Source organism: Paenibacillus sp. FSL H7-0357, from assembly GCF_000758525.1.
GTDB lineage: Bacteria > Bacillota > Bacilli > Paenibacillales > Paenibacillaceae > Paenibacillus_AQ.
In genome coordinates this window covers 2769381-2784190 of sequence record NZ_CP009241.1, presented here as the reverse complement: position 1 = coordinate 2784190, position 14810 = coordinate 2769381, and the positions used below count along the sequence as shown (strand labels likewise).

Genomic DNA, 14810 nt, shown 5'->3' with positions numbered 1-14810 from the left:
CCGAATGGATATCACAGAATTACTTAATTTGCAGCTTGTTTGCTTAGGGGCATGAGGATGGAAATGTTCTATTCGTGGACAAGTGGAAACGGCTTCGCCGTCCTCAAAAGAACGGTATCCGTTTCAGCGAGAAATAGAAGGATAATTTATAGCGTGAAGCATAAAATTCTTATATTTTAAAAAAACCGCTCCCCATAAGGGAACGGTTCTATGCAGCACAACCGGCTGCGGCTTACTGATTCTGCTTCAGCCATTCATTGTGGCGTTTGACCATACTCTGTACCGTTTGTTCCGCAGTCTGGCTGCCAAGAAAATATTTCTCGTATTCCTGGGCGCGCATATCCACGATTTCCTGGGCGATGCTGCGGACAAAGGTTGGCGTCTTATCGCCGTAGAGCACGAACTCAAGTGAAGCTTTATCATAGGTGTCCGCATGATCGCCAAGCAGATGGGTGATCGCGGTCTGCTGGTCCACCGCATTGGAGGAAGGCAGGCGACCTCCGGCCGCCATCGGAATCATGCCGCCGTCGGCATACCATTTCAGGAACTCCCAGGCCGCTTGCTTATTTTTGGATTTGGCGTTGATGGAGATGAAGTCGCCCAGTCCGCCGCTTTTGACGAAATCCGCCTCATTGTCCGCCAGCCTTGGAACGGGAGCAAAGGCGATGGTGAACTCACGCGGAAAATCCGTCATATTGTTGGAGCTGCGGATCAGCCATTCCCCAATGTTGATCATCGCTGATTCTCCGCCCAGGAACATGTTCTCCACAGGCATCTTGGAGGTCAGCTGCTCGCCAAGCGGCGGGGTGGTGGCATCCTCCTGCATCATTCCGTTCAGTGTTTCAAGCCATTTGGTGATCAGCGGATCATCAAGGTTAGAGCTGCCATCCGCCTTGACATAACCGTTCTTCACGAGAGCGGAATCCAGCGGATCAACCAGCGAGGCAGTATGCTGCACCAGCCCGTACTTGAAACCCTCTGCCTTCAGTTTGGCGGCATATTCTCTTGCTTCATCCCAGGTCCATGCCGTTGGTAAGGCCAGCCCGGCTTTATCGAGCGCATCCTTATTCAAGGCAAAGAACAAAGCATTCTTTTTGGTTGGCATCCCGTAGTATTTATCGTCTATTTTCCAGGTAGCAGCATCCGTACCCATTTTCTCGTCGATGTTATAGTCGCTGAATTCGCCGAGGTCGAGGGCAGTGCCGCCCTTGATGCGTTTATCCAGATTGGTCAGAGTATAATTGACGAACAGATCGACGTTCTGCCCCGTCGAGAGTGCAGTATCAAGCTTCAGGTTGCCGTCATCATCATTGACAAAACGCACGTATTCGACCTGAGTCTCAGGATGCTCCGCATTCCAGGTATCCACAACCTCCTGTGGTCCGTTCTCCGGCGGAACGGCACCCCACATGGTTAACTTCACCGTTTTGCTGCCTTCCTTCCCCTGCGCTTCTCCACCGGTGTTATTTTTAGTTCCTCCGCATCCGCCCAGTATCCCAAGCATCAGCACGCATGCCGCCAGCAGGGTCAACCCTTTTTTAGTTTTCATCGTTTCTGTCTGCCTCCCCGTTTTTGTTATGGATTGTGCTTCCCTTACATCCTAGCAGGGACGCTGGAGGCATTTTAGATACAAATCCACCATCATAGCGGAACAAATATACGGAATTTGCAGCAGGGACCGGGCAAAAATGCTCACACATATTTCTTCTATTCCTCACGGTGGCGGTATTGGCTCGGGGTGCATCCGGTCCAGCGCTTAAAGATTTTGATGAAATAGTTATCGCTCGGAAAGCCCACCCGATGCCCCACCTCATGCACAGGCAGATCGGTCTCCCGCAAAAACACTGCCGCTTTCTCCATACGCACACCGTGCAGATAATGGATCAGCGTATGCCCGGTTTTCTTTTTGAATAAGGCGCTGATATAATTCTCTCCCATCATCACATAGCGGGACATGGACTTGACTGTAATATCGCGGTCATAATGCTCTCCGATATATTCAATGATCTTGCTAATCTCCGGATGCGAAACAATAGGCCCGGACAGGGAGCCGAAGCCGGACAGCGGCGGATTTTTTACCTCATCTTCAGGAAAAGCCCCACCCGGTCCGGGGTTAGCGGTGTCAGGTGCTTCCGCAGAAGCTGCAACAACCGCCGGAATCCCGTCTGCCTCCAAAAGAGCAACATTCCGGTGACTGCCGGCACTCAGCTCGGCGCTAACCTTGCGCAGCGTATCCCGCAATGAACCTACGCTCATTGACAGCTTGAGAATATAATTGGAGGCCCCGTATTCCATCGCTTGGCGGACATATTCGAACTCTCCCATGCAGGTCAGCATAATAAATTTCGTATTCAGCCCCGCTTGACGGGTCTGCTTCAACAGCTCAATGCCGTTCAGACCAGGCATCACGATATCCGCGAGCACCAGATCAGGTTTATCCCGCGTGATTAGTTCCAGCGCTTCGGTCCCGTTGCCGGATTCGCCGATAACCATGAAGCCGAGCTCCTCCCAGGAAATAATCTCCCGCACCGACTCTCTTACGAATACCTCATCCTCCACCAGCAGTACGCTCCACATGAGACCTTCCTCCTTTTACTCGATCTTCTTGTCCTGCACATAAGGTGTCGACAGCAGGAAGGGAATACTGAACCGGATCAGGGTTCCCGGTGACAGCTGGAGAATCTCCAGCTCACTTTGGCCCTTGAAGAGCAGCCGCAGCCGTTCCTTCAGGTTGGACAGTCCGATCCCCTTACGGGTCCGTGTCACCTGCAGGCGCCTGGATTCCTCCATGCCGATACCGTTATCCCCAACCTCCAGCGTAAGCTGCGCTTTGTCATTTCTGTAAATACGGATACTGATCTGCCCCCGTTCAGTCAGAGGGCCGACGCCATGGCGGATCGCATTCTCCACCAGCGGCTGCAGGCTCAGCTTCGGCACCAGCGCATACTCCAGCTCATCTTCAAAATCACAGGTTACCTCAAAGCTGCCCTGATACCGGATCCGCTGAATATGCAGGTAAGCCTGAACCAGCTCGATCTCGTCCTTGAGGTAGACCAGCTCAACCTCAGCATTCAGGCTGACCTCCAGCAGCTTGCCCAGCGACACGCACATTTCGGAGATCTCCTCATTCCCGCTGCGGATGGCGCTCCATTTCATCGTGTTCAAGGTGTTCAGCAAAAAATGCGGGTTCATCTGGGCCAGCAGCATATGGAAATGAACTGCTTCCTTCTGCCGCTCCTCTGCCTTCAACTGGGCAATCAGCTTATTCGTGTCATCCAGCATTGTATTGAAGGTCCGGGTCAGCTCCAGCACTTCGCCATGGCTCCGGCCTTCGGGGATGCGGATTTTCAGGTTTTTGCGGACGACATCCTTCATCTTGTTCTGCAGATGCGACAATGGACGGGTAAAGGTAGCAGAGATCATAAAGGCCATTAGTACAAATGCAGCTGTGAAGGCAAAAAACGTCAGGAAATAACGCTGCTTCAGCCCGGAAATTTCTTTAAACAACACGGCCAGCGGAATCCGGTTGACCATATACCAGTCCAGCGACTCGATATAGACATAATTGATCAGTGTGCCGGACTTGTCATCGGTCAGATACGCCTGTGCAGGATGGAGGGCAATTTCCCGGGTGATCTCCGGGGCCAGCACCGCTTTTTTGGAGGAGCGGGCCACAGTCTCTCCCTTGCCGGTAATCAGAAAATAATCCTGACTGCTCAGCGATTCCTTGAGGACGGACTGGAACCAGAAGGAATAATCGATACTGATCCGGGCCAGCCCGTAGCGGTTGCCTCCGCTGTCCTTCATATAGGCATACAGCGAGAGCAGATAAGGGCTGGTGGATACCTCCCGCAGCATATTGTTCTCGTCGCGTGAATCCCACTGGTAGAACAGGCCTTGGGCTTCTGCGGAATCCAATGTTTGCGCTGCTGCTTCACCCGGGAGGGCAGCCTCTCTTTGGACCGTGCCCTGATCTGCAGGGACAACGCTCCCCAGATGGCGGCTGAAGAGCTCACGGTACGGTTCGTAGGCCAGCGCCTGTTTCGGCAAATAAGAAGTGTATACGCTCTCATGAAAGTCCAGCAAGGTGAAATATACGGAAGGATTGTATAGGAAGAAGCTGTTGTTGAGCATTTTGAATTTTTCTTCGATCAGTGCCTTATTCTCTAGAGGCGACCGGTTGCCTGGCTTTGTCAGAACACTGCGGACCGCCGAATCCTGCTCCAGAAAGATCAGCGTCTTGAAGGCTACGCTCATCTGATCCTCCAGCGTTCCATACATCTGCACCAGCTGCTCGTGGCTCTGCTGGCTGATTTTCTCCTCGACGAGGGATTCAATCTGCCGGTAGTTGTATACATTCAGCACACTGAACGGCAAAAGGATAAGGATGAGAAAAGCGCCGAACAGCCTGTATCTCAGCTTCTGGGGTATAAACATTTTCCAGTCCGGCTTCTTCATTTCCGCAGCTCTCTCCCTTCATTTGTGGGCTTATTATAACATCTGCAGGGGCCACCCGGCTGAAGCTGGAGGAAATTGCATTGTTTTGTCGCATCGCTCCTATAGACCGGGGTTATGATGCACAGATTTGTTCTATGCTTCTACAGCCTATGCCGTTTACGGTATTCCGCCGGACTCATTCCGGTGCTGTTCGTGAACACCCGGCTTAAATAGAATCCGTTCTCATAGCCGCATCTTTCGGCAATCCGGGCCAGATTCAGTTCACTGTCCTTCAGCAGAAGTCGTGCTTTGGCCAACCGGAGTGATTTCAAATAGGAGGAAGGTGTCTCCTGAAAAGCTGCGCGGAAGCGCCGCGTAAACTGCACGGGACTTAATCCCAGCTCCCGGGCGAGCTCCAGCAGGCTGAGTGGTTCAGCGGCTCTATCGGCAATGATGGATGCAGCTTCATCCATCATTGCGTCTTCGGAGAATTTACGCCCTCCGGCTTCCGCCCGGCTCTCCATATGAACCGGCAGCCACAGGTCTTTGATAAGATGCTGTTTCCATTCCCTTGCGGCTGGACTATTGTCTTCACTGAGCTGGCGCAAATAGGCATAGGTCGAGCTTAGGCGCTTCGTATCGCTAAGCTGCAGGAGCCCCGGCTGCGGCAGGCTTTCATCATTCTCCGGGGTGAACTGGATGTAATGGAAGGTGAGCGGTGTAATTGTCTCACGAATGAAGGGAATTCCGGGAGGGCAGACGACCAAATCTGCAAACCCCGCTTCACCGCCATGTTCTCCAATTTCATAGCGGAACAGCCCCTCCTCTACCGCAAAGGCGACCCAGGAATCATAGCAGTCGCTTGGCAGGGCAAAACTCGTCTTCTGCTTCCAGTAGATATGGTCCAGAAGTTTCATGGCTCCATCCCTTTCACGAAATAAAGTATATGCTTAATGATATAATCGTGCATTTCAAAAGTAAAGCAGCAGCTTCATTATGAAATTATAGATATGCATTAAGAATATAATCCTAAGAGGTGCTCATTCATGAAGCAGGAGCTAGTGCAAAATGACATTACGGTGATCGGCGGCGGGCTGGCTGGAGTATGTGCGGCGATTGCTGCCGCGAGACTTGGGCAAAAGGTGGCTCTGATCCAGAACCGCCCTGTGCTCGGAGGCAATTCCAGCAGCGAGGTGCGGGTCTGGGTCTGCGGAGCAACGGCACACGGCACGAACCGCTACGCCCGGGAAACGGGAATTATGGGTGAATTGTTCGTGGAGAACCAGTACCGCAATCCGGAAGGTAACCCTTATCTATGGGATCTGGTCGTACTGGAGGCTGTCAAGGCTGAGTCCAATATCACACTCTACCTGAATACGGATGTCCATGAGGTTCTGGCTGAAGGAGACGAGCAGGAGCGGACGATTACTGCGGTCACCGGCTGGATGATGGGTTCGGAGCGGAGAATCACTTTTAAGAGCAGCATGTATCTCGATTGCACGGGTGATGGCCTGATCGGATTTTTGGCCGGAGCCAAATTTGCCCTTGGACGGGAAGCCCGGAGCGAATACGGCGAAGAGTGGGCGCCGGAGATCGCCGATGACATTACGCTGGGCAGCACCATCCTCTTCTATACCAAAGATACCGGCGTTCCGGTGAATTTTGTGCCGCCTTCCTTTGCCAAGGACATCTCACAGACGACGATTCCGATCCGACGTGTCATTAAGAGCGGTGATTCCGGCTGCCACTACTGGTGGATTGAATGGGGCGGCGAGCATGACGCCGTTCATGACAATGAAATGATCCGCGACGAGCTGTGGTCGGTCATTTACGGTATCTGGGATTATATCAAAAATTCCGGCAAGTTCGGCGCTGAGAATATGACGCTGGAATGGGTCGGCTCACTGCCCGGCAAACGTGAATACCGGCGGCTTACCGGAGACTATGTGCTAAACCAGAATGACATTATCGCCCAGCGCGAATTCGCGGACGGTGTAGCCTTTGGCGGCTGGTCGATCGACTTGCATCCGCCGCAGGGGATGTATGCCGACGCCAGCGGCTCCAAGCATATGCATGCCGACGGGGTATATCATATCCCCTTCCGCTCCCTCTATTCCGCCAATGTGCGGAATATGCTGATGGCCGGGCGCGATATCAGCGCCTCCCATGTCGCCTTCGGCACGACACGGGTGATGGCCACCTGCGCCGTGATCGGTGAAGCGGCCGGAACCGGAGCCGCACTCAGCAGCCGCAAGGGAATCACCCCGCGCGAACTGCAGCAGCGGCATCTGGAAGAGCTGCGGCAGACGCTGCTGCGCAGCGATGCCTCGATCATCGGGCTGCGCAGCAGCGATGAAGATGATGTCGCCCGCAAAGCGCGGGTCACCGCCTCAAGCACGCTGGGCGTGATTGAGCTGGCTCAACCGGGCGAAGCTTATCCGCTGCAGCATGATGCCGCTGTGCTTATTCCTGCGGATCCGGGAATCAGCCGCTTTCAGCTGCTGATTGATGCCAAGCAGGCCACTTCGGTTACAGCCGAGCTGTGGGACACCGGGCGCAGGGAAAATTACGTGCCGCATACCCTGCAGGCAAGGGCAACTGCCCACGCCGTAGCCGGTGAGCAGCAATGGCTTACCTTCGATCTGCAGTGGCAGCCGCAGGTGCCGCAAAATGCTTTTATCATCATCAAGGCGAACGATGCGGTCAGCCTGTATCATTCGCAGCAGCCGCACAGCGGCGTGCTCGTCTTCTTCAAGGATGAAGAGCCGCATGTATCCAAGGATCTGGAGGACCACTCCACGGATCAGCCCGTGGTGCTGTGGAAGATGCAGGGCAAAGCCCGCCAGCCGTTCTGCTGCCGGATCGGGTCGCCGACCGCCGCCTTCGCAACGGACAAAGCCGTAAACGGCTATCACCGCCCGTTCGGCGGGCCGCAGCAATGGATGTCGCAGCCGATGGCAGGCGGACAGCCGGAATGGCTGCAGCTGCAGTGGGATTCGGTGCAGTCCATCGCCGAAATCCACCTGACCTTCAACGATGATGTCAACGAAGATCTGGTGAACCTGCATCATCACCGCACGGCTTTTGCCATCATTCCCGAGCTGGTTCGTGACTACCGGGTAGAGGCGCTTGTTGCCGGCGGGAAGTGGACTGAGGTTGCAGCCGGAAGCGATAACCGCAAGCGCAAGGTGATCCACCGTCTGCCGAATCCGGTGCAGGCTGACCAACTCAGAGTACTGATTGATTCGACGAACGGCAGCCGTTATGCGGAGCTTATCGAGATCCGGGCATACGGGGCCGTTCACCAGTAAGGGTCCGGCATTCCGCAAAGACAAAAAGCAGTATCAGACCTTCGTCCGATACTGCTTTTTGCAATCTGTCTGTGCATTCTTTTAGCCGAACAAAGCCTACTTTTCCCGCCTGAAACCTGGTCTATTTCTTCGCGATATGCACCTTCAGCAGCTTGCCTTTTACCGTAGTGTCTTTCATCGCTTGCAGCACCAATGCGCCTTTGCCGTTCAGGATGTCCACGTAGCTGACGTTATCCTGGATCGTGATGATCCCGATGTCGTCTGCGGTGATGCCTTCAAGCTTCGCTATGGTGCCGACGAAATCGACGGCTCTGAGCTTCTTTTTCTTACCGCCGTTAAAATACAGCTTCATGATGTTCTCGTTCATGACCTCGGTTTTGCCCGCTTTGCGGACCTGCTGCTTGCCCAGCTTCAGATCGAAGGCCGGTTTGGCGTAGGCCACAGCATCGTCCGAAGGAGCTTTCATTACCGGCAGGCTGAAACCGATATAGCCCTCAATGTCCGCTACCCATTTGTGCTCATTCGGCGTAACGAGCGTGATCGCTTTGCCGCTTTTACCCGCGCGTGCGGTCCGGCCGGTGCGGTGGACGTAACTTTCTTTTTCCAGCGGAATATCGTAATTGATCACATGGGTGATGTTCTCAATATCAATACCTCTGGCGGCCACATCGGTGGCAATCAGATAACGGAACTGGCCACGCTTAAAAGCATTCATGACCTCAAACCGCTCGTCCTGCATCATCCCGCCGTGAATCTTATCCACCGGATACTCCAGATCGGCCAACCCGCGGAACAAGGCGTTCACCTGATCCTGTGTGCGGCAAAAAATAATGCAGCTGTCCGGATTCTCCACGGTGAGCAGATCACATAGCAGCTGGAATTTGGCAGCTTGTCTCACTTCAATCAGCGCATGCTCAATCGACGCTGTCGTGATGCCGCTGGCTTCAATCTCAATATCCGCCGGACTCTGCATATATTTGCGGCATAAATTCTTCACCGCCTCCGGCAGCGTGGCGGAGAACAGCATCGTCACCCGTTCCCGGGGCAGCTGCTGGATGATCTTCTCGATCTGCTCGATGAAGCCCATGCTGAGCATTTCGTCGGCCTCGTCGATGACGAGATATTTGATCCGCTGCAGGGGCAGCGTACCGCGTTCAATATGGTCGAACACACGGCCCGGCGTACCTACGACAACATGCGTCTTTTGTGTGAGTTCAATTTTCTGCGGGGCAAACGGCTGTTTGCCGAACAAGGCGACCGCCTTAATCCGCTTGAAACGCCCGATGTTGGTGATATCTTCCTTCACCTGAGCAGCCAGCTCACGGGTTGGGGTCAGCACCAAAGCCTGCGGCTTGTTCTCCGCCCAATCCACCAGCTCGCAGAGCGGGATACCGAACGACGCTGTTTTGCCGCTGCCGGTCTGCGATTTCACAATCAAATCCTGCCCCTGCAAGGCTACAGGAATCACTTTACTCTGTACTTCGGTCGGCTCCAGATACTTCAGCACATCCAGGGCCCGGATAATTTCTTCATTCAAACCATACTCTCTAAACTGCAGTTCACTCATGTTCACTTCAACCTCTTCTATGCCGATTGTTCCGGTTCAAGCGGGGGTTCCCGCGTTCCTTCCATCTTGTGCATAGTCTCATTATAACAGTTAATGGCTGCCTTGATTCCATTCCTTATAAAATTGCTCCAGAAAGCCCAGCATGAAATCATGCCGTTCTTCGGCCAGCTTGCGGCCATAGGGGGTATTCATCAGGTCTTTCAGTTTCAGCAGCTTCTCATAAAAATGATTGACCGCCGTCCCCTTGGAATAATCGCGGTATTCCTTCTGCAGCGATTCATCGCGCGGCGCGATCTCCGGATCATACACCGGACGTCCCTTCGCACCCGAGAACACCATCGTTCTGGCAATGCCTATGGCGCCAAGCGCATCCAGCCGGTCTGCGTCCTGCACAATCCGCCCTTCCAAGGTCGACATTGGTTCACCCCCACCGCCGCTGAAGGACATCGTCTCAATGATGAGCATGATATGTTTGATTTGGGCTTCATCCGCCAGGTGCTGCTTAAGCCAGTTATGTACTTTATCCAGTCCTGCTTCCTTGGAAGGGTTCAGCTTCTCGTCGGCAACATCATGCAATGTCGCAGCGACTGTACAAATAAAAACATCCCCCTTCTCCATCTCCGCAATCAGTGCCGCCGTATTCCGCACACGTTCTGTGTGAAACCAGTCATGACCGGTGGAATCTCCGGCCAGCTGCTCCTTCGCAAACCTTTCAGACTCGGCAATAAGTTGTGTATGATTCACAGTGAATCCCCCTTTTCGTTCAATTGATTATTCAAAACCATCCGCAGTATCACACTTGCAAGGATTTTCACTATCCGCTATAATGTGCTGTAATCCAGTCTGAAAGGGCGTTGATTCCAGTGAACAGCACAAACAGCATTACCATCATACAGAATCAGCTTCATCATCACAAGCAGCGTTAGCACTCCTGAACATCTATCAGGGAGGGCTAACGCATTTCGCGTTTGACCTCCCTGCGGCAATTATAAGCGCGCAGGACCATGAGGTCCGGCGCGTTTTTTTATGCTGAATTATATTTCGAGTTAAAGGAGCTGCTTAACATGCAAAACATTAAAGGAACCTACGATTATTTCGGCCGGGAGCAAGCGGTCAGACAAAAGGTACAGGCTGTGCTGCGCGGGCTGTTTGAAAGCTATGACTTTGAATCCATGGATACAACACTGCTGAATGAGCTTGAATTGCTGACCTCCAAATATGCCGGTGGAGACGAAATCCTCCGCGAAATGTACCAGCTCACTGACCAGGGCGGCCGCCGACTGGGGCTGCGCTACGATCTGACGATTCCCTTTGCCAAGGTGATCGCCCTCAATCCGGGGATGGAGTTCCCCTTCAAGCGGTATGAGATCGGCAAGGTGTTCCGCGACGGTCCGGTCAAAAAAGGCCGGCTGCGCGAATTCCTGCAATGCGATGCCGATGTGGTCGGGATTGCCGGTCCGCAGGCTGAAGCGGAGCTGATGCAGCTGGCCGCCGAGGTATTCCGCAGACTGGACATTGCGGTGGTGGTCAAATGGAACAACCGCCGGTTCCTCGGCGAGATTCTGGAATCGGCAGGTGTCCCGGCGCAGGAGCATCTCTCTGTGATGCTGACCCTCGACAAGCTCGCCAAAATCGGCATCGGCGGCGTGCTGGCGGAGCTGTCTGATAAAGGACTAACTCCGGAAGCCTTACTGGCGATTACCGCTTTGCTGGAATCCGGCAACCCGGGTTTTGAGGAGCTGACGCGTAAATATGGACTCGCCGGCCGTCCCGGTGCGTTAGAAGTTCTTGCTCTGAAACAGCTGATTGAAGAAATTGGCCTGGACGGCTTCTGTGTCTTCGATCCGTTCCTGTCACGCGGCCTATCCTTCTACACCGGGACAGTCTATGAAATCTTCGACGCCTCCGGTGTTTATACGTCCAGCCTTGGGGGCGGGGGAAGATATGATTCCATCATTGGAAAGCTGGTCGGACGGGAGGATATCGAATACCCTACGGTCGGCATTTCATTTGGCATGGAGTCGATCATGGCCCTGCTTGGAGAGCGTCCGGTGCAGCAGGAGCCGACTGGAGTATGGATCGTTCCCATTGGCGGGAATATGCCTCAGGTCTTGCTCGCCGCTACAAGGCTGCGGGCCGCAGGCATCCGCGTAACCGTAGATTCCGGTACCCGGAAGCTGAAGAAAACAATGGCCGCAGCCTCAGCAAAAGGCATCCGCTATTGTCTGCTGCTCGGCGAAAGCGAAGCCACACTCGGCAAGCTCCGTCTCAAGGACATGTCTGCGCACAAGGAGGAACTGCTTACGGTGGAGGAAGCAATCTCGCTCATCTCCAGCTAATTCTCCTGGACCCGCAAAATTCCGGCTAATCATTTCATTTCCTCGGGCTCAATCACCTCGAACAAAAAGGGAGCACTCTTTAAATATTCCCTGAGATACGCCTGGGAATAAGGCTGCTGCTCCCGCAGTCCGGGGACTTCCGCCGGGTTCGAGGCATGATGGCTGTAATTTCCGATCATAATCATAATAAAAAAACATTCCAGTCTACGTACATATCCGCTTTCCAGCTTCTTCCGGCTTGCATAGCCTTCAATAAGCCGCTTGCGCTGCCCAGGGGAAAGCTCCAATAATGCGGCAGCCAGATCGTAGAGATAGTACCCGTAACCGCATCTTCCAAAATCTATCGGATAAGGCTGCTCCCCGGCAAACACCACGTTTCCGCTATGCAGATCTCCATGAATCAGTCCATATTGATCTTCGTTTACCTCCATGCCCTCCAGTTCGGAGAGGATTTTTGCAGCAGCTAACTGATAAGTCTTCCATCCCGTTTCGGATACAAACCCGCTGTAATAACGTCCAAGCTTATCCATCTCACGCTTAAAGCTCTGCTCCCCCCATACCGGGCGGATAAACCCAGCCGGAGGGGCGAATCCGGCAGCCGCGATGTGCAAGGCTCCCGTCATAGCTCCCATATCGAATATTCTCTGATCCGTCATATGCCCGCCAGCATGCTCCCCTTCGACCCAGCGGGTAACTGTTACCCACAAGGAAGAGGTATCCTCTTCGGAATCTGCCTTGAGGATATAAGTGCCTGCTGTATTGGCCACTCCCTCCGGCATCGTTAGTCCTTCCACCCGGTTCAGCGCCTGAAGCAGCAGCAGTTCCGACTGAATCTCTGCATTGCTCATCCATCGCCCGTGCATCCGCAGCAAATAGCTTCCGGTGCTTGCCGTCTCGATTTTATAAGTGATGTTATCGGACAGGCCGATATACGAAATTGCGGTCCAATCCAGCCCATACTGCGGCAATGCCCACATCACGATGCTCCTTGCCTGCTTCAACAGAAGCCTTCTATCCTCATCCGTATCACAGCGAAAAGCTTCGAACATTATTTTTCCTCCTTAACGAATATGTCCGTTTATTATAATGGCAGCGCTGCTTTGCTAATATATAGACAACTCTTATAAAGAGATTATTGCACACAAAAAACCGCATCGGACTGTTCATCCCATACGGCATTTTGTGAATCTATTTTTTACAGTAGATAATTTTTTTGATGCTGTCGTATGACAGACAAAATTGCTCAGAAAGTTCACGGGCGGTAGCTCCGCCGGCATGCTGCTCCCTGATTTCATTGTTTCTCGCTGTCAGATACATTCGGCTGCCCGAATTCTCGCCCCATTTCTTCCGCACGCCTTCAGGCTTCGGAATATAGAGCATTCCACCGTGAATATATTTCTGAATTTCCTTCAGCAATACTTCCGGCAGAATCACATCTGCGTTAACATATTTCATTTTATAGCCCGCTCCTTAAAATTAGTAAACGTTTTAAGGGAGCAAAGTCTATAGGAGAAACCATTATCTTCTACAAGATAACTTATGCGGTAATCTGCTTACAGCTCTATACAAACAACCGCGGTTGTTAATCTATAGACTTTGCATAGAGCTGTGTGCCGAAACTTGTCATGGTCCTGTCTCCCTTCTGCTCAAATCCGGCAATGCTTACATTTAATTTACCATAAAATGACTTGAAGATGAAGACGCAGGCCTTCACCTCCTTTTTGAAGAAGGCCTTACTATACCTTCATCTGTCTCTTCAAGTACCACTCCCGGTAGTCCTTGGGATTTCTGCCGCTGTACTTCTTGAAGGCGCTTATAAATTCGTCTGCCACGGAATAACCTGCCAGCATTGCGATCTCAGAGCATTTCAGTGCATTTTCCCGCAGCTGCTGCTCAGCCTGGGCCATTCTCAATTTAGTGACATAGTCGTTCAAAGGAATGCCAACATGCATTTTGAATAACCGGCTGAGCTCGGCCTCAGATACATGAAATAACGCTGCAAGAGATGGAGCTTTCAAGTCGCAGGCAAAATGTTCCTTCACGTATTTCCTGATAGCCTCGGCCAGCTCTCTTCCACCGGATGCCTGCGTCCTTCTCACTTCCGCCATGACTAGCTGTCCCAGTTCCTGCAGCAATTCCTTTGCATGTTCACTCGATGTGCAGGCGGCAAGGGTCATTTGGCTGTTCCATAAATATTTTTGGAGCGTTGTGCCGCCGTATTCAAATTTCCCCGCAGCTCCACCTAGAATCAGCAGCGTACGCTGCGCCAAAAAGCGGCAAACCTCCAGTTGAGAAGCCGCATCGTCCTCCAGAGTGAACAACGAATCCAGCTCCAGGCGGAAAGCAGCACTAGCTGGCTGTTCCAGACTCAACGTCAGCCTCTGTTCCGTCGCCTGGCTGAATGCAGTCAGCCGGTCAGCGGCACGGCTCTGGAGAACCAGCCCTGTGCCGCTGCCGGGAATAGCGCTCCGGCTCCCGCTTAAAGCCAGTAAACACGAGGCATAGCCGTTCTTTAACCGCTTCAGTCCTTTGATCTCTGCACCGATTCCTGCGGCAATTCCCAGCCTCAATCCGTGCTCGACATTCTGCTCAAGCTCTCTGGCGAAGTGCTCAGCTCTGTCAGCCTTATGTGACGCATTGTCTTTCATGACAATCAAGAAATACATTACCGGGCTAATGCTTCCGGTATCGCAGAACGAATACACGCCCTTCGACCCTGCAGCCGTCCTGCGGCATATCTGCTGGAAATCCTTATAAAGCTGATTCCGGCGCTTCCGTGGCTCTCCTATTTCTCCTGCCGGAATCTGCAGCTCTACGGCTGCACATTGCAGCTTCACTCCCTCATCGGCCAGCGGATGGAGCTGTAGCTGCCGCAGCCGTTGTTTCACCTTCTCCGGACTGAGCCACTCTTCCCGGACCATCTGCAGCAGAAAGCTCTCCTGCATAAGCCGGAGCTGATCCAGCCTGCGCGTTTCTCTATCATTAACGGTTAACAGGGGAAACGCTAATCTTACGCCATCCCCATTCAACTCTGCTTGATTATGGCTGTATCCCTTCTCTTCGTCCCCGAGCGTTATCTTAATCATTACATCCCCCCATATCAGCGGCTGCACAGCTGTATCCTATCCATAGTATGGTCCAAAAAAGGATGAACCT

Annotated in this window: 11 protein-coding genes; 2 read left to right on the top strand and 9 right to left on the bottom strand. The window is 53.0% G+C overall.

Annotated elements, in window-relative coordinates; translation table 11 throughout:
• Nucleotides 1-232: 232 nt before the first annotated feature.
• The 4 genes from H70357_RS11960 to H70357_RS11945 form a co-directional block, all read right to left on the bottom strand.
• Nucleotides 233-1549, bottom strand: coding sequence for an ABC transporter substrate-binding protein (locus tag H70357_RS11960; protein WP_038589483.1), 1317 nt, complete (start codon nucleotides 1547-1549; stop codon nucleotides 233-235).
• A 158-nt stretch (nucleotides 1550-1707) separates the two neighbouring features.
• Entirely contained in the window at nucleotides 1708-2577 is an 870-nt protein-coding gene (locus H70357_RS11955) for a response regulator transcription factor (RefSeq protein ID WP_038589480.1), read from the bottom strand.
• A 15-nt stretch (nucleotides 2578-2592) separates the two neighbouring features.
• Nucleotides 2593-4458 (bottom strand): sensor histidine kinase, encoded by a 1866-nt coding sequence (locus H70357_RS11950; RefSeq protein ID WP_038589477.1) that lies wholly within the window; start codon nucleotides 4456-4458, stop codon nucleotides 2593-2595.
• A 140-nt stretch (nucleotides 4459-4598) separates the two neighbouring features.
• Nucleotides 4599-5354, bottom strand: a complete 756-nt coding sequence (locus H70357_RS11945; RefSeq protein WP_038589474.1) for a helix-turn-helix domain-containing protein — start codon at nucleotides 5352-5354, stop codon at nucleotides 4599-4601.
• 129 nt (nucleotides 5355-5483) lie between these two features.
• Between H70357_RS11945 and H70357_RS11940 the strand changes: the two genes are divergently transcribed.
• On the top strand, nucleotides 5484-7748 hold the full coding sequence (locus H70357_RS11940; protein ID WP_038589471.1) for an FAD-dependent oxidoreductase: 2265 nt from the start codon (nucleotides 5484-5486) through the stop codon (nucleotides 7746-7748).
• A gap of 121 nt (nucleotides 7749-7869) precedes the next feature.
• Here the strand turns inward: H70357_RS11940 and H70357_RS11935 are convergent, their stop codons facing one another.
• The gene (locus H70357_RS11935; RefSeq protein WP_038589468.1) at nucleotides 7870-9315 is read right to left on the bottom strand and encodes a DEAD/DEAH box helicase; all 1446 of its coding nucleotides are present in this window, start codon (nucleotides 9313-9315) and stop codon (nucleotides 7870-7872) included.
• Between the two features lie 90 nt (nucleotides 9316-9405).
• Nucleotides 9406-10059: an HD domain-containing protein gene (locus H70357_RS11930; RefSeq protein ID WP_038589465.1), complete on the bottom strand. Its 654-nt coding sequence runs from the start codon at nucleotides 10057-10059 to the stop codon at nucleotides 9406-9408.
• A gap of 320 nt (nucleotides 10060-10379) precedes the next feature.
• Between H70357_RS11930 and H70357_RS11925 the strand changes: the two genes are divergently transcribed.
• A complete protein-coding gene (locus H70357_RS11925) occupies nucleotides 10380-11654 on the top strand; it encodes a histidine--tRNA ligase (RefSeq protein ID WP_038589462.1) in 1275 nt (424 codons plus the stop codon).
• Nucleotides 11655-11683: 29 nt separating this feature from the next.
• On the opposite strand, the gene H70357_RS11920 is transcribed toward H70357_RS11925, so the two are convergent.
• From H70357_RS11920 to H70357_RS11910, 3 genes are all read right to left on the bottom strand, one after another.
• Nucleotides 11684-12703 carry a phosphotransferase enzyme family protein gene (locus H70357_RS11920; RefSeq protein ID WP_038589458.1) on the bottom strand — a complete coding sequence of 340 codons (1020 nt, stop codon included), beginning with the start codon at nucleotides 12701-12703 and terminating at the stop codon, nucleotides 11684-11686.
• Nucleotides 12704-12842: 139 nt separating this feature from the next.
• Complete coding sequence (locus H70357_RS11915) at nucleotides 12843-13109, bottom strand: CD3324 family protein (protein ID WP_038589454.1); 267 nt, start codon at nucleotides 13107-13109, stop codon at nucleotides 12843-12845.
• A 281-nt stretch (nucleotides 13110-13390) separates the two neighbouring features.
• Nucleotides 13391-14740: a helix-turn-helix transcriptional regulator gene (locus H70357_RS11910; protein ID WP_038589451.1), complete on the bottom strand. Its 1350-nt coding sequence runs from the start codon at nucleotides 14738-14740 to the stop codon at nucleotides 13391-13393.
• Nucleotides 14741-14810 lie beyond the last annotated feature (70 nt).